Below are 18,927 nucleotides of genomic sequence, written 5' to 3' on the forward strand. Positions count from 1 at the left end.
CCGTGGCTGCCAGCCCTCGAGAAAACGAAGAAATAGAGCACATGTCTGAACCGCAGCTCGAGCAGGAACCCGCATTTGCCGTCGATGTACTCGGCGCTCGACTCGAGGTAGCCCGCCAGTTCACGCAGAACCTCGCGGAGCACGGCGAAGAGCTCGGGTTGATTGGGCCGCTGGAGCTTCCCCGGCTGTGGTCACGTCACATCCTGAACAGCGCTCTCGTCGCTCCGCTCTTGCGGCCCGGCCTGGTCGGCGATGTGGGGTCCGGGGCCGGTCTGCCCGGGATCGTACTCGGTATTGCCCGACCGGATGTGCAGTTTGTTCTCATTGAGCCAATGGAGCGCCGCGTTGCTTGGCTAAATGATCAAGTCGGCCGGCTCGGACTGAGCAATGTGTCTGTTCTCCGTGCACGGGCTGAAGAGGTCAAGCTCGAGACGCCGTTGGACCAGGTGACGGCCAGGGCTGTCAGCGCATTCCGCAAACTGCTTCCACTGACCGCTCCCCTGCTGCGGGACGGCGGTGAACTGGTCCTGATGAAAGGCGCGAACGCCGAGGCGGAGATTGCTGCCGCACAGAAGGAAATGCGCAAGTACAAGGTGTCCAATGCCCGGGTTGAGGTCCTTGGTGAAGGACTGACTGACGATGTCACGCGTGTGATCCTCGGAACCGTTCGCGGTTAGGGCCCACATGGCCGGTCTCTCGGTGAGACCGAGCCGGAGAGCAACGTTGTGCGTGTCCTGAACCGGCCCGGTTCAGCTCTCTCAGAGCGATCCTAAGCCATGTCCGCGGCGTGCGGCCGCGCGGCATATTTGCCGTTTATCGGCCGGATCCTCCTGAAACCAGGCCCCGTTTCACGTGAAACATTTCTTGCGCAGACGTCGGGCGGATGATTCGGTCTCGGTCTCGGTCTCGGTCTCGGTCTCGGTCTCAGTCTCAGTCTCAGTCTCAGTATGAGTATCGGCGTCTGGTTGGTAGCGGCTTGTAATGCGCGCCGTCGACCTGAGGCTTCGCCGCACGTGCCCCGCAGCTGTGCGTGGGCATTTCCCGGAACAGAGTGCGCGGGCAGAACCTCGAACTCACGGGCGCTGGCTGTGAATGCAACGGCTGTTACATACGCGAAGCGAAAATCCGGCGCGATCGATATACCCGCCTTCCTGTCTTATAGTCGTGTAGTCGTGGCGCCCAAGCTGGCCGCGACGACACAGACGTAGCCCGTCGTGGTTTCACGTGAAACACCGCGGTTGCGGGTCGGCGTACTGGTGTGCCTTCTCGTTTGTCTAGGGGATCCGGTGCACCGCGGCGGGCGAACAACAGGATTGCCTGGTGGGGCATCCTGCTGATACACCGCTCCCCCGGGCCGGGGGCCGGCCGCAACCGCTGATGCTGCCCGTCGCAGTTGCCGAACGTGGGTCTTGCAACGGGTGCAGGATCTGCCCTCCGTTCTCCGTTCTCCGTGTTTCAGAGTTTCACGTGAAACTTCGCCCCCCCACGACAAGGCTGGCCGGTAGCCTGACGGGATTCGGCGCGCACCGTAGGTGGCGCCGGACGTTCCGGCAGCGTCCACCGGGCAGATCTCGTGTCCCCTCGTTGCCTCGTTGCCTCGCTGTCTCGTTGCCTCGTCGGCTCGTGGCATAGCCGCAAGTGTCGGTCCTGGTGGTCGAACGCGACAGTTTCACGTGAAACATCGGCTGTTCGCCCAGCGAGTTCGTGTCGGCGGCGTCGTGGCAATCACTCCCGCGCCGGGTCAGTGTGAAGCTTCCTCCTCGCAGCACCCGCGCGTTGGTCATCGCTCCACCCCGCCATCGGCCACCAATGAATGACCACACGGCTCATGTCGGACCGGCACGACGCGGTTCGTCGCAGATCGGTAACCCAGTGGGCGTATCCCCGTGCGCCTTGTCGCGGCCGATTTGGGTCAAAAAGGTCGGGAAACAGGGTGTTTCAGCCCTGTGGGAGCCATCCTAAGCGCGTTTCACGGATCACCGGTGGGCCGTTTTTCGCCCCTTTTCACCTCTTTTGCTGCGAAAAGTCGGGCCTACTTTTCCCGAGGCACGTATAGTCACACACCCTCGCCTGGCTTGGGCCCGGCCATTCCCGCGCGCCGTGTTCAGTTGTGAACCTGACTCCGGACGGGCGAACGGCGGGCGAGCGGCAGCTTCCGACTGCGGCGCCCTCCGACTGCGGCGCCCTCCGACTGCGGCACCCGGTCGACAGGTTGCGGCTGGTTTCACGTGAAACATCCAGAGCCTTGCGGGGTTCAGTTGCAGTGGTGCATGCCGGGCGGGAGGCTGCATCGCCACTCTGCGCATCACCCACTCGAATTGGGCAGGTCGTGCTGAGTATTCACATCCAGCTTGCGGTCCCATCCAGAGGCAGGGTTTCACGTGAAACAATGCCGCTGTGGACGGCGTCGTTGAACCGGATCTGGCGCGCTTGTGGGTGCACGGGCGCAAGTGATTCGACCCCGTCGTGTCCGTCGATCCTGCAGCTGCATCAGTCAGACCGACGCAGGGGTTTCACGTGAAACATCCGTTGCACGCTGCGAAAGTCCCACCCCGAGGGCGGCGACCACGAGCCTATTTTCCGCCCGAAAGCGCGACAGGCGCACGCACAAACCTGCCGGATCGACATGGTCAGGTACGGTGGAAATTACGACAGGACGGAGCACGTTTCACGTGAAACATCCCCACACAGAAGGAGAGTCGGTGACGCAATCGCCCACCGCAGATGACTCATCGCCGCTCATGAGAGAGATCCTCGATCTCACTCACCGACGCAGGAATCTGGCAGAAATAACCGTCCCAAAGCCCGAAAAGACGCGGATCTTCACGGTTTCAAACCAAAAAGGCGGCGTGGGTAAAACCACGACGACCGTGAACATCGCGGCATCCCTGGCAAAGCTCGGAGCTCGGGTTCTGGTCATCGACCTCGACCCGCAGGGCAACGCGTCGACCGCCCTCGGCGTTGACCACCATGCTGATATCCCGAGTATCTACGACGTGCTCATCGACGACTTTCCCCTGGCGGACGTCGTGCAGCAGAGTCCGGAGTTCGACACACTTTTCTGTGCACCGTCGACGATCCACCTCGCCGGCGCGGAGATTGAGCTGGTGTCGCAGGTGGCCCGCGAGCACAGGCTCCGCACGGCGCTCGAGCAGTTCGTGCGCGAGTCCGAGGAGACTTATCACTACGTCTTCATTGACTGCCCACCCTCGCTGGGCCTGCTGACCATCAACGCCTTCGTCGCTGCACGCGAGGTGCTCATCCCTATTCAGGCCGAGTACTACGCCCTGGAGGGTCTCAGTCAGCTGCTGAACAGCATCCGGATGATTCAAAAGCACCTGAATCCCCCACTCACGGTCAGCACCATCCTGCTGACGATGTTCGACACCCGAACGAACCTGGCACATCAGGTCGCTGACGATGTGCGCGCCCACTTCCCCGCTGAGGTACTCAAGACCATCATTCCGCGGGCGGTCCGCATCTCTGAGGCGCCCAGCTTCGGCCAGAGCGTGATCAGCCACGATCCCAGCGGCGTCGGCGCGATCTCATACCTCGAGGCGGCCACCGAAATTGCGACGCGGGAGGCCGAGCGTGAGCGCGCGGCCCGTGAGACCGCGGACGAGAACACAAACGAACTGCTTACTGAAGGAGCACCACGCTAATGGCCGTGAAAAGAACTGGCCTCGGCCGCGGGATCGGATCTCTCATTCCCACGACGACACAGGAGATGACCGACAACGGTCGCCCGGTCGACGTCTTTTTCCCGCAGACCAACCCGGCACGGACCACAGAAGACCCGGATCTCGTTGCGGTGCCCGGTGCCCGACTAGTTAATCTGGACCCGGCGGACATCATCCCCAACGCCGCACAGCCGCGCATCAATTTTGATGCAGACGATCTCGCCGAACTGGTGCACAGCATCCGCGAGGTGGGTGTCCTCCAGCCGATCGTGGTGCGGCCGCACCAGTCGAAGCGTGGCAAGTTCGAACTCATCATGGGCGAGCGTCGCCTCAGGGCCACAAAGGAAGTCGGCCTCGCCACCATTCCTGCTGTGGTCAAGGACACCGCCAACGAGGACATGCTGCGCGATGCGTTGCTGGAGAACCTCCACCGATCCAACCTCAACCCGCTGGAAGAGGCATCCGCCTACCAACAGCTGCTGGCGGACTTCGGCATCACCCAGGACGAGCTCGCAACGCGAATTGGCCGGTCACGGCCACAAATCACGAATACGATCCGCTTGCTCAAGCTCCCAGAATCGGTCCAGTCCCGCGTCGCTGCAGGAGTTCTGAGTGCGGGTCACGCCCGCGCGATCCTCTCGCTGGTCGAGCCGGAGCTGATGCTGCGGCTGGCGGAGAAGATCATCAACGAGGATCTGTCGGTGCGCGCGGCGGAGGCTGCTGCGGCGCAGATTCAGGGGCAGGCTCCCAAAAAGCCGAAAGCGGTTGGCGGAACTCGCCACGCCCACCTCGAAGAGGTCGCGGATCGACTGGGCGACCGGTTGAATACCCGGGTCAAAGTGAACCTCGGGGCGAGAAAAGGCCAGGTCACGATCGAATTCGCGACGATTGGAGACCTCAACCGCATCCTCGCAGAGATCGGCGAGCCCAGCTACGGAGCGTGACGTGGGCGCTGCCGGGGGCTACTCCCCGGCAGCCGCCATGGCCAGGGCGCTGTAGGTCGACGCGAGTGTCAGGCCGGCCGCCTCGATGGCCTGGGGCACCAGTGAGGTCTCGGTGAGACCCGGCAGCATGTTGGCTTCAAGGAACCACACAACCCCGCTCTCGTCGACGATGAGGTCGATGCGCGAGATGTGGCGAAGGCCGAGCAACTCGTGCACCGCAACGGCCGTCTCGCCTGCGCGCCTGGCGACGTCATCCGACACGCGTGCCGGGGCGTAGAACGTCGTCTCCCCCGCGTTGTAGCGCGCCTCGAAGCTGTAAACGCCGGAGCGCGGCTGAATCTCGACGGCGGGAAGCGCGACAGGGCCGTGACCCGAATCGATCACGGCGATCGCGAGTTCGGTACCCTCGATCTTCTTCTCGATCAGGGCAACGTCGGAGTAGGTGTAGGCGTCGACCATCGCTCGTGGCAGGTCACCGGCATCCGTCACGATCGTCACACCCTGGGCCGAACCGCCCTGAGCGGGCTTCACGACGGCTGCGGGACCGATACCGTGCACGATCTCCGCGAGTACGCCGTTGGCGCCCAGCTCGCGGAACGTCTCCGTCGGCAGCGTCAGCCACTCCGGGGTGGCTATGCCGGCACGTGAAACAAGGACCTTGGCCGTTGGCTTGAACCAGGCGAGGCCGGCCCCCTCAGCGTGCGAACCGACGTAACGGATGCCGCGGGCACGGAGCAGCGCCTGAAGCGCTCCATCCTCGCCGCTGGCGCCGTGGAGGGCAGGCCAGACGACGTCCGGCGCCTGTTCCGTGAGCGCCGGCAGCAGGGAGGCATCCGGATCGCGAACCGTCACCGTGTGCCCTGCAGCCTGCAGTTCCTCGGCGACGCGCCGCCCTGACCGAAGGGACACGTCTCGCTCGTGCGAGATCCCACCCGAGAGCACGACGATGTTGAGCTTCTTGAAATCAGTCATGATCAGGCCTTTTCTTTGGGTCTGGGTGAGCGGGTCATCGCAGCGGGTGCTCAGGACATGTTGGGCGGTGGGGCCGCGAATGTGCCTCGCGACTTCCCTCCGGTCAGCCGACCGGTGCCGGCGAAGGTGTCGAGCAGATCGATTTCGCCGTTGATGACCGTTGCGAGGCGCCTGATCCCGACTCGAATGCTCTCCGGCGTCGGGTAACAGAACGAGAGCCGGATGTTCTGGCGCCCGTCACCATCGGCGTAGAAGGCCGTTCCCGGTGTGTACGCCACGAGTTCCTTCACGGCCCTCGGCAGCATCGCCTTCGAATCGAGCTGCTCAGGCAGGGTCAGCCAGACGTAGAACCCACCTGTGGGGTTCGTCCAGGTGAGCTCGGGCAGGTACTCCCCGAGGGCGGAGAGCATCGTCTCCTTCCGCTCCTGATAGACACCACGGAAGGTGTTGATCTGGCCCTTCCAGTCGGCCTGATCAAGATACTGGGAGATCACTAGCTGACTGAACGACGACGGGCACAGGATCGCGGCCTCGTTGGCGAGGATGAGCTTCTCGCGGATGGCGTGCGGCGCGAGCGCCCACCCCACCCGGAAGCCCGGGGCGAGCGTCTTCGAGAACGTGCCGAGGTAGACGACGCCATCCGATTCGAGTGAACGGAGGGCCGCCGGCGGCTTCTGGTCGAAGTAAAGCAACCCGTACGGGTTGTCTTCGAGTACGAGAATGTCGTTCTCACGCGCGATCTCGAGGATTTCGGTGCGTCGGGCCTCGGAGAGTGTGACACCGGCGGGGTTGTGGAACGTCGGGATCGTGTAGAGGAACTTGATTGTCTTTCCCGCAGCCTTAAGGCTCGCGATGTGCTCGCGGAGCGCCTCGGGAATCAGGCCGTCCTGATCCATCGGGACGTGGTCGACCTCGGCCTGGTAGCTCTTGAAGATCACCATCGCGGTGACGTAGCTCGGCCCCTCGGCGATGACGACGTCACCCGGGTCAATGAAGAGTTTGCTGAACAGCTCGAGGGCGTGCTGGCTGCCCGTCGTGATCACGACGTCGGAAGCGCTTCCCTGGATCCCCTCGAGCGCCATCACCTCGAGTGTCTGCTCACGCAGCTTCTCGACGCCCTGCCCTGAACCGTACTGGAGTGCTGTTGGGCCCTGTTCCCGCATGACGCGGTTCATGGCATCCGTCACCAGGTCCTCGGGCAGAGCGGAGACGAACGGCATCCCACCGGCCAGGGAGACGACCTCGGGGCGACTTGCAACGGCGAACAGGGCGCGGACCTCACTGGCGGCCAACCCGGCCGTACGGGCGGCGTATGAGCCGTACCACGGGTCGAGGTTGTTTCCGGATGAGTGGCGAGAGCCGAGTTCTGACACTGTCTTTTCCGTTCCTGGTCTTTCATCGATGTTAGCCGTCCCGTGGGGATGCCAATTGACCACGGGTGGCTTGCACCAGGTGTTAACGACATCGACCCGCCCGGCATGAGCCGGACGGGTCGATTGTGGAGCCGGACTGGCTAGGCCAGGAAGGCGGCCAGGTCGTTCTCGAGAGCTGCCTTCGGCTTGGCGCCGATGATGGTCTGCGCGACCTCGCCACCCTTGAATACCTTCATCGCGGGGATGGACGTGATCTGGTACTGCATGGCGAGCTGCGGGTTCTCGTCGACGTTGACCTTGACGATGTCGATCTTGTCGCTGTGCTCGGTCGCGATCTGGTCGAGAATCGGGGAAACCATGCGGCAGGGGCCGCACCACTCAGCCCAGAAGTCGACGAGGATCGGCTTGTCGCTCTTCAGAACTTCGGCGTCGAAAGTGGCTTCAGATACTGCACGTGCTGACATTGTTGCTCCTTGTGGGTAGGTAGAAATTAAACCGATGCCGCGACGGCGGATGCGATCTCGGGGTTGTGGTGCGCTTCCTGCTCGAGACTCGCGAGGTAGTGCTCGGCGTCAAGCGCGGCAACGGTTCCGGATGCGGCCGCGGTGATGGCCTGCCGGTAGTTCGGGTCGATGACATCGCCGGCCGCGAAGACGCCGGGGAGGTTGGTCCTGGACGAGCGGCCGTCGACGGCGATGGTGCCGTCGCTGGTGAGTTCGAGCTGGCCGTGGAACAGGTGGGTGCGCGGGTCGTTGCCGATCGCGATGAACAGGCCGCCGAGCTCGAGATGGCTCTCGGTGCCATCGACAGTGTTGCGGAGAGTCACGCCGTTGACGGCGTTCTCACCGGAGATGCCCACGACTTCGGAGTTCCAGACGAACTCGATCTTGTCGTTGGCGAAGGCGCGGTCCTGCATGATCTTCGACGCGCGGAGGGTGTCCTTGCGGTGGATGACGTAGACCTTCGAGGCGAAGCGGGTGAGGAACGTGGCCTCTTCCATCGCTGAGTCGCCGCCGCCGACAACGGCGATCGTCTTCTCCTTGAAGAAGAAACCGTCGCAGGTGGCGCACCACGAGATGCCGCGACCAGACAGTCGCTCTTCATCGGCGAGGCCGAGCTTGCGGTAGGCGCTTCCTGTTGCGACGATGACGCTCGACGCCTCGAAGTCCCCGGAGTAACCGGTCTTGATGGTTTTGACTTCTCCACCGAGGGAGACCTCGGTGACGTCGTCGAGGATGATCTCGGTGCCGAAGCGTTCTGCCTGCTCCTGGAACTTGCTCATGAGCTCAGGGCCCTGAATTCCCTCGGGGAAACCCGGGTAGTTCTCGACCTCGGTCGTGTTCATCAGCTCACCGCCGGCCTCAACGCTCGACGCGAGAAGCAGTGGGTTCAGGTTCGCGCGGGCCGCGTAAATTGCCGCTGTGTAGCCGGCAGGCCCTGACCCGATGATGATGACATTGCGCACGGTATTGCTCCTCAAAAGTTCGCTCGACCAGTCCAACACATCTTAGTTGGGCACTATTCCAGAGGCCCTGTGGAGGCTGTGAGAGGACTGTGAGCGCGGGGTTCAGCGCCCGGTACCGAGCGCATCAGTTGCGGTCGAGAACATCAGGCGGAACGGGTGTTCTCGACCGGAAGTGGTGTTCTCGGCGTGAAGCCTAGCGGCGACGCAGGCGGCGCTTGACCGGCGCGATGGCTTCCCGGAGTTCCTCGGAACGCATCAGCGCGAGTGCGCCGACGTAGAGGGCCAGCATGACGACACCGATGAGTGCCATGGTGAGCACCGCGTTGAGGGGCGAGGCAAGCGCCCAGCCGCTGGTGTACCCGCCAAGCACGAAGATCAGGACGACTCCAGCGAGCACGGACGGGATGGCGGCGACCGTGTAGACGGTGAGGCTGCGGATGATGCGGGCCATGTCGAGTCCGTGAATCCGCTTCGCGAGCAGAATGCCGGCGGTGATCATCTGCACGACGATCGATATCGACATCGAGACGGCAAGGCCGATACCGATGAACTCGCGCGGCAGCTGCGCGCAGGCCAGCGCGAGAGCGATGTACACGGCCGTCTGAACCAGCGTGAAGAAGAAGGGTGTGCGGGTGTCGCCGAGGGCGTAGAAGGTCCGCTGGAAGACGAAGAGCACGGCGAACGGGACAAGGCTGACGAGGTAGCCCATCAGCACGAAGCCCATCGCGGCGGTGTCGGCGAACTGGTCGGTGAACAGGCTTGCGAAGGGGAACGCCACGACGAGGAGAACGGCCGTCGCCAGCACGATCAGCAGGGTGATCTGGCGAACCGCAGCCGAGACATCCGTTTTCAGATTCTCGATCCGGTTCTCACGCACGTGCTCGGCCAGACGGGTGAAGTAGGCGGTGGCGACCGACAGGGTGATCACCGAGTGGGGCAGCATGAAGATCAGCCAGGCGTTCTGCAGCGTCGCCGGTCCTGCCCCGTATCCGGAGGCGATGAGGGCGACGTTGGTCTGGATGAGGCCGCCGAGGGTGGTGAGTCCCAGCATCGCGAATGACCAGCCGGCGAGCTTGCCGGTCGCGCCGAGCCCCACTCCCCGCCAGGCGAAGTCGGGTCGGTAGCTGAGTCCGATTCTCTTCCAGAAGAAGAACAGGACGATCGCCTGCGCTGCGACACCGATGGTCGCTGTGCCGGCGAGGACAGCGATCATGCTCGGTGTCCAGTCGGTGACGAGTCGGTCACCGTTGGGGTCCGCCCCGAAGGCGATTATGAAGACGACGAGGCCAGCCATCGCCACGATGTTGTTGATCACGGGTGACCAGGTGAACGGGCCGAATACCTTGTGCGCGTTGAGGATCTCGCCGAGCACCGAGTACAGGCCGTAGAAGAAGATCTGCGGCAGGCACCAGTAGGCGAACGCGATCGCGAGAGCGCGCGTCTCCTCGTCCAGCCTCACCGAGTAGATGCTCACGAGTGCTGGCGCGAGCAGGACGGCCGCAACCGTCGCGCCGAGCAGCACGACGAAGGTGATCGTCAGCAGCTTGTTCATGTACGCCTTGCCGCCGTCGGCGTGCACGATGGAGCGCACGATCGACGGAACGAGCACCGCGCTCAGAACACCGCCGGCGATGATGACGTAGAGGGTGTTTGGCAACTGGTTGGCGACGCCGAACGCGTCGGCGCTGCGTGAGCCGACGAGGCCGATGGTGGATGCCAGGAGCATCGCCTTCACGAAACCGAGCAAACGGGACACGAGGGTCCCGGATGCCAGGAACAAGCTTGCCCGGCCGATGCTGCCTTCGTCTGTTGATTTAGTCATTGCCGCTTTCAGTGGACATGTTCTGGGCCTTTGCGGGGCGGCGTTTACGGATCGTGCGGATGAGTCCGCCGAGGAACAGCGCGAGGATGAGGCCGCCGATCACGGCGGCCCCGATTCCTTCCCAGTCAGCGCGGACGCTGACCGGGACCTGGACGCTGCCACCGATGACGGCGTTCTGCGGCGAGTAGAGCTGCACCCGAACCAGGACATCTCCGTTGCCGAGCCGCGCCTGAACGGGTACGAGAACCGTTTCGCGGGAGTTCGCTGGAATGGTCTGGGTCACCGCCGCGTCGACACTGAGCTTGAGGCTCGAGGTGGACGCCTGGAGCACGACGGTAACGGGCTGGTCGAAGTCATTGCGCACGGAAAACGGCAGCGAGGTCTGGTTGCTCACCATGTTGATCTGGGTGGTGGCCGTGATCGACACTGAGTCGAGGATGGCGGTGGTCTGGTCGTCGTGTTCCTGGACGGCAGCGTCCCAGTCAGCGGCGTTGTCACGCCACGAGACGGCGAGCAGGGCCAGAATTTCGGCTCGCTCCGCGCCCGTGAGGATGGTGGGGTCGTCGAGGACGGTGGCGAAGGACGCTATCTCCGCCTCACGGGCGCTGAATCGCGCCACGGTAGCTGTTCGCCCGGAGTCCTCCGGTTCGTCAACGATCGTCACCGTTTCCGGCTTGGCGGAAGCCGCGGTGCTGAGTGACGTACTCGACACCAGCGGCAGGGTAGCCAGCGCCGACAGCGCCTCACTCAACCGGGCTGACGACGGCGGCCACCCGCGGTCAAGGGCGAGCACCAGCGTCCGCTCCGGTGCAGAGCGCTCGGCGCCGACGACCATGAGCTGGGCGGCGAGGTCCGCGAGGGCGTCCTGCTGGTCGTCGGTGCTGATTGCCGTGACCGCGTCCTGGAGCGCCTCTGACGCCGCGGCATCCGACACGATGAGCGCAGCGTCACCGACCCTCGACGCCGCTCCAGGCGTGTATGAGGCAGTCGTTGCGACATTGCCGGAGGAGACGATCGTCGACGTTGCGCCGGATGCCGCGAAAATGGGCAGGTCGGTGGACACCACTGTGTCGTCGGCGGGCCAGACGACACCGGTTGTTGTGTACGGCCACTCGGTGAGTTCGGCGAGGGTCGGGAGCGGTGTCTCATCGGGACCCGGATCTGCCGGCGGTGCTTCCGTCTCGCCGGGGACCGGCTCGCTGTCTGGAACGTCGGCCGACGGGGCGGCGAAGTTGTCGGGATCGAGGCCGAACAGCAGTGACGTCGGACTCAGGAGGTTCGGGATACCGGCCTGTGCCTGCACGGCGGGGTCCGCATCCGCAAACTGGAGCGGGAAGGTTTCGTTTGTGGCGCGTGAGAGGGTGTCGAGCCAGGCGACCGCCGATGCCGGCGCTGCGTCACCGAGTGCGCGGATCGACGCGATGATCATCGGGTCGATTCCGAGCGCCACAGGGCGGTCGATGACCCCGTCGAGCTGTTTCGTGAGTACGCCATTGGGGGAGGTATAGAAAGCAAGGGCATCGGCCGTCAGCAGGCCGGTCGTTCCCGGCGGAGCTGTAATGGGCATCACGACGGCGACGCCGAGCGGCGACGCCGCAGGATCTGGGCTGTAGACAACCGTGTCCCGCGCCTCTACGACAGTCTCCGCGCTCGTGTAGACGGCATCGATGGGGTACACGCCCCCGGTGGCCAGCGCGAGCGACTCGGCGGTGACCTGGATGGGGGTGAGGGTGTGGCTGGCGCCAGGTCCAAGGGCCGGTACCGGGACCTGGGCGACCGTGTGTTCGGTGCCGGAGGCTGTGGACAGGTCCAGCCACTCGGTGAGCTCGGCGCGGGAGTCGATGGCGCCCGTGTTGGACTGAAGGACCAGAGTGCCGTCGGCGACGGAGACTGCCGTGGTGTTCTCAACGGTCACGGTGACAGCCATCGTTCCGCCGGCGCCGAGGAAGCTGGCGGACTGGCGGATCGATACGGAGACATCCTCAACACTCGGAGCGGCAGCTGGAGCGCTGAGCGCCGTGGTGGCGGCTGCCGGTTCACTGGCGATGGCGGGTGAGGTTGCGCCGCCGAGGGACAACAAACCGACCACGGTGGCAAGAAGCACACGCATGGTCAACGGCGGTCGTTTCTGTGTCATAGGCGTTCGCCGGCGCGGAGGATCCACGTTCCAGCATCGATCGATTCTAGAGGTGGACGCTGGGGGGATGCTTTCAGCGCGCGGGAGACGGCGGACCCTGCCCCAAATGCGCGGGTCGCTCGCCGTCGCCGTCCGCCTCGATCAGCGCGTACTTTTGCCAGTGCTTCCAGCCGTGAATCTGCCGCTCACGGTAGTAGGCCTCATCGATCCGTTCGTGCCACTCGACATAAACGAGTGCCAGCGATGTCGCTGCACCGTCGTCATCCGCTCCGATGCCGTGCTGCCACAAGCGGTGCGAGAGGTTCCAGGTGCTCCCGGTGAGGAAGGCACCGTCGGCGCGACGAAGGATGTACACGTACGGCATCGACCAAGAGTGCGGCCGACGAGGAGCGAGCAGACCGGATTACCGGGTGCTGTCGGGTGCCACAGGTCTCTCCCTGCCTGTGGAGGACCAGACGACGATGGGCGACACGGCCGGTCGGACGATTACTCGCTGACGGAGTCCAGCAGGGTCCAAACGGTGCGCGTGAGGTCGGGATGCTCGAGCGCGATGCTTCGCAATAGTTCATATTCCAGTTGAGCTATATTCTTGCGGTGGACAGCGGCATCCGCCAGATCGCTTCGTGCAGCGTGCTTCGCCATCGCATATTGCGCGGTCATCCCGCTCGCGTCCAGTGCGTCGGCCCGCAGCTCGAAGACAACGAGTTCGTCGACCGTTGGAAGGTCGTGGATAAAGTCGTATGGGTCTTCACCGGCACGGCAGCGGTGCTCGATGAGAACGTCGAGTTCATACCGGGCATAGCGGCGCAACTCGTCGAGGTCCATCCTGGCCATGGTCATCGCGCCTCCTTCGCTTGTTCGACGTTGGGTGTTTTGTGAGCCCGGTTTAAAGGGTACGCGAGGATTCTCAGGTGCCAAATAATGGATGCCGCGTGCCGGTCCCGGTGGAATCCACCACGGCCGTGCGACGATGGGGCATGGACCAGAAACCGCTCGCGAGCAGCACACTGCGGCACTTCCGCGAGACCCTCGAGGCTGAACGCGCAGAACTCCTCGCCCAGCAGGAGCACGTGGCGGCATCCCTCACCGAAGTACGCGACGCGCGTGACGGCGAACAGGACGACGAACACGACCCTGAGGGGCCAACTCTTACCGCCGAGTGGTCGCGCCTGACCGGGCTGCAGGACGACGCGGTGCGCCAGCTCAAGGACCTCGATCGTGCGCTCGCCCGAGTCGATGACCGCAGCTACGGAATTTGCACCCGCTGCGGCAAGCCGATCGGTCGGGCCAGACTCGATGCCCGCCCGGTCGCTGAGCTGTGCATCGAGTGCGCGCGGCTCGCTGAAACCGGTCGATAGGGTTACCTGCCCTGAGTTGGCCGTCGATGCACCCGGCACGTAACCTCGCCGTATGACCGAGAACCCCGCTGACTTGCCCGAAGTCTGCGTCTGTTACATCCTCGATGAAACCGACGAAGACGGTTACCGGGTCCTGCTCGGTGAAAAGAAGAAGGGCCTTGGCCTTGGCAAGCTCGTTGGCCCCGGCGGCAAGCTCGAGCCGGGCGAGACGCCCGCGCAGGCGGCGGTCCGCGAGGTCTTCGAGGAGTCGGGACTTCGGGTTCTCGAAGACGATCTCGTGTTGCTCGGTCGCATCAGGTACGAGTTTCCGACGCGTGAGGCGTGGAGCCAGATCTCGTGGGTCTTCGCCACGCGATCGTGGCAGGGCGACATTGTCGAGTCCGACGAGCTGCTTCTCGGTTGGCATCCGGTCGACGCGATCCCGTTCGATCGGATGTGGGATGACGCCAGGTACTGGCTGCCGGGAGTGCTCGCCTCACCTGATTCTGGCGACGTCATCGAGCGGAGGTTCGTGTTCGGCGCCGATCTGTCGACGGTGATCGAGTCGGACGGTCCGCTCCCGGCGGGTGCCGCTACGCCTGGATCGCGAGCGTAAACGGAAGAACGGCGGATGCTCCCGCCTGCCGCAGCACGCGGCCAGCGACGGTGATCGTCCACCGGCTGTCGGTGAGGTCGTCAACCAGCAGCACAGGGCGACCAGCGTAACCGTTCAGAGCGGTTACCAGTTCCGGCCCGACGCTGAAACGGTCCCACACGCTCGACAACCGGTAGGCGCTGTTGCCCCCGGGTTCGCCCGATGGTCCCCCGTTTGCCAGCTCGAGCGCGCCGAGGTACGGCAGCCGGCCGACATCGGAGAGGGCGCGCGCCACCGAGTCCACCAGGAGAGGGCGTCGGCGGGACGGCATGCTGATGACCGCCGCCGGGCGTTCGTCCCAGTCCCACTGGCTCAGCACCCGAATGCAGGCGTCGACCATGGCACGGCTCGCCGGTGCATCGGTGCCGCCAGCGGCAAAGAGGTCGCGGAGGGTGCCGCCCCAACCCAGGTCGGTAAGCCGCGCGAGGGCGCGGCCTGGCTCTACCCGGTCCGCCGGCGCGATCTTGCCCTTCACAGGCACGCCGAGCTGATCCGCGCCCGTTGGCCACTGGGCCCGCGGTTCGATGACGACCCCGACGCGGTTGAGGGACTGCGAGGCCTGCCCTGATGCGTCCTCCCGGATATCGGTTGGGTACCAGGCGGCCTCCCCCGCTGCCGCTGCACAGTTGTCGCAGCGACCGCACGGCACAGCTGTATCGTCATCGAGGGCACGCTGGAGGAACTCCATCCGGCACCCGGTGGTGCGCTCGTACTCGATCATCGAGTTCTGTTCGGCCACGCGCGCCGCGGCGATGCGGGCGTATCGCTCGGCGTCGTAGACCCAGGGCTGACCGGTTGCGACCCAGCCGCCGGTGACCCGCTGCACGGCGCCATCGACGTCGAGCACCTTGAGTAGAAGCTCGAGCGGGCTGCGCTTGAGGTTGACCCGAGCTTCGAGCGCGGGGGTCGACAGCGGAGCACCGTTGAACGCGAGCTCGTCGATGACCGCCGTGGCCTTCGCCTCGTCGGGCATCGACGAGGTGGCGAAATACTGCCAGATCGCTTCGTCTTCGGTGCCGGGCAGCAGCAGCACGTCTGCGCTGGCCCGTTTGCCGTCGATCATTGCGGCGCGCCCGGCGCGACCGACCTGCTGGTAGTACGCAACAGGCGACGACGGAGCGCCGAGGTGGATCACAAACCCCAGGTCGGGCTTGTCGAACCCCATGCCGAGGGCGCTCGTCGCGACGAGCGCCTTGACCTGGTTGTTCTTGAGCGCTTGTTCCAGGCCTTCGCGGTCGCCGGCATCCGTTCGCCCGGTGTATGCCTGCACCTCGTGGCCAGCCTCACGGAGGAGCCGGGCGGTGTCGTCGGCTGCAGACACGGTGAGCGCGTAGATGATGCCTGAGCCGGGCAGGTCACCGAGGTGGGTGAGCAGCCAGGCGAGCCGCGTGCCGGCGTCGGGCAGGCGGAGCACGCCGAGTCGCAGGGATGCCCTGGCGAGCGGGCCGCGGATCGTCACGACCTCCGTGTGGCCGGCTGATTCGAGTTGCTCGGCGACATCGGTGACGACGCGGGAGTTGGCGGTCGCGGTTGTGGCGAGCACGGGGACGCCCGTCGGCATCTCGGCGATGAGGTCGCGCAGGCGACGGTAGTCGGGGCGGAAGTCGTGGCCCCAGTCGGAGATGCAGTGGGCCTCATCGACGACGAGGAGGCCGGTGCGCTTGACGAGGCTCGGCAGCTGCTCTTCGCGGAATCGCGGGTTGTTGAGGCGCTCGGGCGAGACGAGCAACACGTCGACCTCGTCGCGCTCAAGCTTCTGCAGAACATCGCCCCACTCGTGCGGGTTGGCCGAGTTGATGGCGACGGCACGGACACCGGCGCGCGCTGCCGCTTCGACCTGGTCGCGCATGAGGGCGAGCAGCGGGGACACGAGGAGGGTTGGCCCGGCGCCCTGACGGCGGAGCAGAAGGGTTGCGACGAAATACACAGCCGACTTGCCCCACCCGGTGCGCTGCACCACGAGGGCACGCCGCCGTTCATCGACGAGGGTGGTGATGGCCTCGTACTGTCCCTCGTGGAAGTCGGCGTCGGGTGAACCGACCAACGTTCGCAGGATTTCGAGGGCGTCGGCACGGGTATTCGTCATGACCCCAGCTTCGCAGGTGCGGCTGACAGCCCTGTGCGTGCCCGGGGGGTGCGAGAGCGCGGGCCTGCGCGCACTGGCACGCCGAGCGCTGCACATCCATGTCCAGGCTGCAGAAGTTTCTGCAGCGCGAGCATGCAACTGCAGCGCTCGAGTGGGCGGACGGGTTCCGGCTCGCGCCGCCGCCCGCGCTGGGTCGCGGGCCGGCCAGCGCGGCATCCGCTCGGCGCACACCGGGCACGCCGTGTCCGCTCAGCGCGCACTGGCGCGCCGAGCGCTGCACATCCATGCCCAGGCTGCAGAAGCTTCTGCAGCGCGAGCAGGCAACTGCAGCGCGAGCATGCAACTGCAGCGCTCGCTCGGGTGGGGCAGTCTGCAGCGCTCGCGTGGGCGAGCGCGTGGGACCGGGTCCGATCAGCGCCGCGGCATCCGCTCTGACGAGTCGACGATCTGCTTGCCGAGCGGGAGCAGCGCGACCGGCACCATCTTGAAGTTGGCCCAGCCGAACGGGATCCCGATGATGGTGACGCACAACAGAACACCGCTGACGATGTGTTCGAGCGCGATCCACCAGCCGGCGAGCAGCACCCAGACCACGTTGCCGATCGTCGAGCCAACGCCCGCCGTTGGTTTGTCGACCACTTCCTTGCCGAACGGCCAGAGTGCGTAGAGGCCGATCCGGGCAGCGGCGATCCCCCAGGGGATGGTGACGATGAAAATGCACATGATTGCCGCGGCGAGCATATAGCCGAGGAACAGCCAGAAACCCGACAGCACCACCCAGATGATGTTCAGAAGTGTCTTCATAGTGCGCTCAGTCTGACAGCCGACCCTGAGCGTCGGTGACACACTGGTAACCGTGACTTCAGCGCTCGTGCAACTCCTCCGGTTAGACCTCGAATCCGCCCGCTTCACGGTGACGACACTCACAGAGCTGTGGGGTGCCGAAGCGGATGCCGCGCTCCACCGCAATGAGAGGGTGCCGGCGCTCCGCGCGCTCGCGGCGAGGCGCAGGGATGCAGCGCCGGAGGCATCCGCGACGCTCGCAACCCTGTTCGTGCTCGGACTGCCCGTCACGCACGATGACCTGGTCGCCGCTCTGCCGAATCTCGGCGCCGATGGTGCTGTCGAGCTCGGGCTGGTCGGCGTCACGGGCACCGAGGCCAGGCCGCTGATCGACCTGAGGCCGTACAGCTTCGTTGACGCCCACGGCGCGGGCAGTTGGTGGATCGCATCCGACCTCGGCGAACTGGTGCTCGGGCGTCCGCTCGGCGAAGAACACGTGCTCGGTGTTGGCGGAGCATCGACGACGCTCAGCGGGCTGATGATGCAGACCCCCGTCGGACGGGTCCTCGACCTGGGTACCGGTTGCGGCATCCAGGCCATGCACGCCGCCCGCCACGCCACCCACGTGGTCGCGACGGATATCTCGGCTCGCGCGCTCGAACTCGCGGCACTCAACGCGGCACTCAATTCGATCCACAACATCGAGTTCCGGCTGGGCAGCCTGTTCGAACCCGTGCGCGGAGAGCGATTCGACCAGATCGTGTCGAATCCCCCGTTTGTGATCACCCCGAGGGCCGACGGTGTTCCTGCCTACGAGTACCGCGACGGCGGTATGGAGGGCGACGCTCTCGTCGAGGCCGTTCTCCGCGGTGCCGCCGCACACCTCACCCCCGGCGGCGTTGCTCAGCTCCTCGGCAACTGGGAGTATCGCGTCGGGCAGGATGCCTTCAGGCGCGTCGGTGGCTGGGTCGACGGCACCGGCCTCGATGCCTGGATCATCGAGCGCGACACCCAGGATCCGGCGCAGTACGCCGAGACCTGGATCCGCGACGGCGGAACGAAGTCGGGCACACCGGACTTCGACCGGTTGTACAACGCCTGGCTCGATGACTTCGATGCGCGCCGGGTCACCGCTGTCGGGTTCGGATACATCACACTGCGGATGCCACTGGCGGGCGACCCATCGCTGCGGCGACTTGAACGGTTGCACGGTTCGCTCGGCACCAATGAGTCAGGCCTTGGCGTGCACCTCGCGTCTGTGCTCGCCGCGCACGACTGGCAGAAGGTCCGCGACGACGAGGAGCTGGCCCTGTCGCACGTCAGTGCCGCGCCGGACGTGACCGAGGAACGCCACTACTGGCCGGGAGACGAAGACCCCACCGCGATGATGCTGCGACAGGGCAGCGGTTTCGGGCGAACGATCCGGATGGATACCGCGTTGTCCGCGCTCGTCGGCGCGAGCGACGGTGACCTGACGATTGGTGCTGTGACCGCGGCCATCGCGCAGTTGCTCGAGGTCGATGTTGCCGAATTGCTCGCGGAACTGATGCCACGCGTCCGCGGCCTTATCGACGACGGGTTCCTTCTCCCCGTCGATGAGACTGAGTAGTGGATGACGCTGAGTAGCCGCAGCCGGCACAAGAGATAAGGCATTCGCCCGATACTGCTCGCCC

At 65.1% G+C, this 18,927-nt stretch carries 16 protein-coding genes; 6 read left to right on the forward strand and 10 right to left on the reverse strand.

What is annotated here, in order from left to right:
* Positions 1 to 41 precede the first annotated feature (41 nt).
* The 3 genes from rsmG (at position 42) to AC1C2N_RS05780 (ending at position 4,624) form a co-directional block, all read left to right on the forward strand.
* Positions 42 to 677, forward strand: a complete 636-nt coding sequence (rsmG, locus tag AC1C2N_RS05770; protein ID WP_483406525.1) for a 16S rRNA (guanine(527)-N(7))-methyltransferase RsmG — start codon at positions 42 to 44, stop codon at positions 675 to 677.
* A gap of 2,064 nt (positions 678 to 2,741) precedes the next feature.
* A complete protein-coding gene (locus tag AC1C2N_RS05775) occupies positions 2,742 to 3,662 on the forward strand; it encodes a ParA family protein (protein ID WP_483406719.1) in 921 nt (306 codons plus the stop codon).
* Complete coding sequence (locus AC1C2N_RS05780; RefSeq protein ID WP_495433223.1) at positions 3,662 to 4,624, forward strand: ParB/RepB/Spo0J family partition protein; 963 nt, start codon at positions 3,662 to 3,664, stop codon at positions 4,622 to 4,624. The genes AC1C2N_RS05775 and AC1C2N_RS05780 overlap by 1 nt, the downstream gene beginning before the upstream one ends.
* 18 nt (positions 4,625 to 4,642) lie before the next feature.
* Here the strand turns inward: AC1C2N_RS05780 and AC1C2N_RS05785 are convergent, their stop codons facing one another.
* The 8 genes from AC1C2N_RS05785 to AC1C2N_RS05820 all read right to left on the reverse strand — a co-directional run bounded on the left by AC1C2N_RS05785 (position 4,643) and on the right by AC1C2N_RS05820 (position 13,233).
* On the reverse strand, positions 4,643 to 5,596 hold the full coding sequence (locus tag AC1C2N_RS05785; RefSeq protein WP_483406523.1) for a D-alanine--D-alanine ligase family protein: 954 nt from the start codon (positions 5,594 to 5,596) through the stop codon (positions 4,643 to 4,645).
* A gap of 50 nt (positions 5,597 to 5,646) precedes the next feature.
* On the reverse strand, positions 5,647 to 6,969 hold the full coding sequence (locus AC1C2N_RS05790; RefSeq protein WP_495433224.1) for an aminotransferase-like domain-containing protein: 1,323 nt from the start codon (positions 6,967 to 6,969) through the stop codon (positions 5,647 to 5,649).
* A 140-nt stretch (positions 6,970 to 7,109) separates the two neighbouring features.
* Positions 7,110 to 7,433, reverse strand: a complete 324-nt coding sequence (gene trxA / locus AC1C2N_RS05795) for a thioredoxin (protein WP_495433225.1) — start codon at positions 7,431 to 7,433, stop codon at positions 7,110 to 7,112.
* Positions 7,434 to 7,459: 26 nt separating this feature from the next.
* Positions 7,460 to 8,434 carry a thioredoxin-disulfide reductase gene (gene trxB, locus AC1C2N_RS05800; protein ID WP_108392816.1) on the reverse strand — a complete coding sequence of 325 codons (975 nt, stop codon included), beginning with the start codon at positions 8,432 to 8,434 and terminating at the stop codon, positions 7,460 to 7,462.
* A gap of 193 nt (positions 8,435 to 8,627) precedes the next feature.
* Complete coding sequence (gene murJ / locus AC1C2N_RS05805; RefSeq protein WP_495433227.1) at positions 8,628 to 10,256, reverse strand: murein biosynthesis integral membrane protein MurJ; 1,629 nt, start codon at positions 10,254 to 10,256, stop codon at positions 8,628 to 8,630.
* Positions 10,249 to 12,393 carry a DUF6049 family protein gene (locus AC1C2N_RS05810; RefSeq protein ID WP_495433228.1) on the reverse strand — a complete coding sequence of 715 codons (2,145 nt, stop codon included), beginning with the start codon at positions 12,391 to 12,393 and terminating at the stop codon, positions 10,249 to 10,251. Before AC1C2N_RS05810 ends, murJ begins: the two co-directional genes overlap by 8 nt.
* A 73-nt stretch (positions 12,394 to 12,466) precedes the next feature.
* On the reverse strand, positions 12,467 to 12,757 hold the full coding sequence (locus AC1C2N_RS05815) for a GIY-YIG nuclease family protein (RefSeq protein WP_483406519.1): 291 nt from the start codon (positions 12,755 to 12,757) through the stop codon (positions 12,467 to 12,469).
* 122 nt (positions 12,758 to 12,879) lie between these two features.
* On the reverse strand, positions 12,880 to 13,233 hold the full coding sequence (locus AC1C2N_RS05820; RefSeq protein ID WP_483406518.1) for a hypothetical protein: 354 nt from the start codon (positions 13,231 to 13,233) through the stop codon (positions 12,880 to 12,882).
* A 137-nt stretch (positions 13,234 to 13,370) separates the two neighbouring features.
* Here AC1C2N_RS05820 and AC1C2N_RS05825 point away from each other — a divergent pair, with 137 nt between their 5' ends.
* On the forward strand, positions 13,371 to 13,751 hold the full coding sequence (locus AC1C2N_RS05825) for a TraR/DksA family transcriptional regulator (RefSeq protein ID WP_483406517.1): 381 nt from the start codon (positions 13,371 to 13,373) through the stop codon (positions 13,749 to 13,751).
* 52 nt (positions 13,752 to 13,803) lie between these two features.
* Positions 13,804 to 14,346, forward strand: coding sequence for an 8-oxo-dGTP diphosphatase (locus tag AC1C2N_RS05830; protein WP_495433230.1), 543 nt, complete (start codon positions 13,804 to 13,806; stop codon positions 14,344 to 14,346).
* On the opposite strand, the gene AC1C2N_RS05835 is transcribed toward AC1C2N_RS05830, so the two are convergent.
* Both AC1C2N_RS05835 and AC1C2N_RS05840 read right to left on the reverse strand, forming a co-directional pair.
* Positions 14,324 to 16,471: a RecQ family ATP-dependent DNA helicase gene (locus tag AC1C2N_RS05835; RefSeq protein WP_495433232.1), complete on the reverse strand. Its 2,148-nt coding sequence runs from the start codon at positions 16,469 to 16,471 to the stop codon at positions 14,324 to 14,326. The genes AC1C2N_RS05830 and AC1C2N_RS05835 overlap by 23 nt on opposite strands.
* A gap of 411 nt (positions 16,472 to 16,882) precedes the next feature.
* A complete protein-coding gene (locus AC1C2N_RS05840) occupies positions 16,883 to 17,275 on the reverse strand; it encodes a YccF domain-containing protein (RefSeq protein WP_483406514.1) in 393 nt (130 codons plus the stop codon).
* Positions 17,276 to 17,327: 52 nt separating this feature from the next.
* Between AC1C2N_RS05840 and AC1C2N_RS05845 the strand changes: the two genes are divergently transcribed.
* Entirely contained in the window at positions 17,328 to 18,863 is a 1,536-nt protein-coding gene (locus AC1C2N_RS05845; RefSeq protein ID WP_495433233.1) for a DUF7059 domain-containing protein, read from the forward strand.
* Positions 18,864 to 18,927 lie beyond the last annotated feature (64 nt).

Source organism: Mycetocola sp. Y791, from assembly GCF_059445325.1.